1 protein-coding gene is annotated in these 425 nt (G+C 75.1%); it reads right to left on the bottom strand.

What is annotated here, in order from left to right; all coding sequences use genetic code 11:
* Positions 1 to 425, bottom strand: a 425-nt coding sequence (locus D7X74_RS42435) for an FHA domain-containing protein (RefSeq protein WP_147446937.1), incomplete at both ends; no start/stop codon positions are given.

The raw sequence follows: 425 nt of genomic DNA, 5'->3' as shown, positions 1-425 counted from the left end.
CCACCAGCGTGCCCCCCACCTGTCCCACCCCGTCCATCAACCGCAGCGCGCCGTGCAGGGCCTGCACCAGCTCCGCCGGGGACACCCACGCCGCCTCCACCTCCAGCGCCAGGACGCTCACCGCGCGCTCGTAGCTGCGCACCCGGTCCAGCTCCTCCGACAGCCGCGCCCGCACCCCTTCGGCCTCCAGCGCCCGGCGGGCCGGTGGGGGCCGCTCCCCCCGGTGGAACACCAGCGTCACGTTGCCCAGCGTCACCACGTCCCCGCCGTCCAGTGAGCGGGTGCCTTGCACCTTCTCCCCGTTGACCCGCACGCCGTTGTGGCTGCCCAGGTCCGCGATGAACGCCTCACCGCCCGCCACTCCCACCTTCGCGTGCTGGCGGCTCACCGACGCGTCCTCCACCACCACGTCCGCCCCCACCGCC

The organism is Corallococcus sp. CA047B (assembly GCF_003612065.1).
Classification (GTDB): Bacteria; Myxococcota; Myxococcia; order Myxococcales; family Myxococcaceae; genus Corallococcus; species Corallococcus praedator.
The sequence above is the reverse complement of the archived record's forward strand: the minus strand, read 5'-3'. Positions and strand labels throughout refer to the sequence as shown.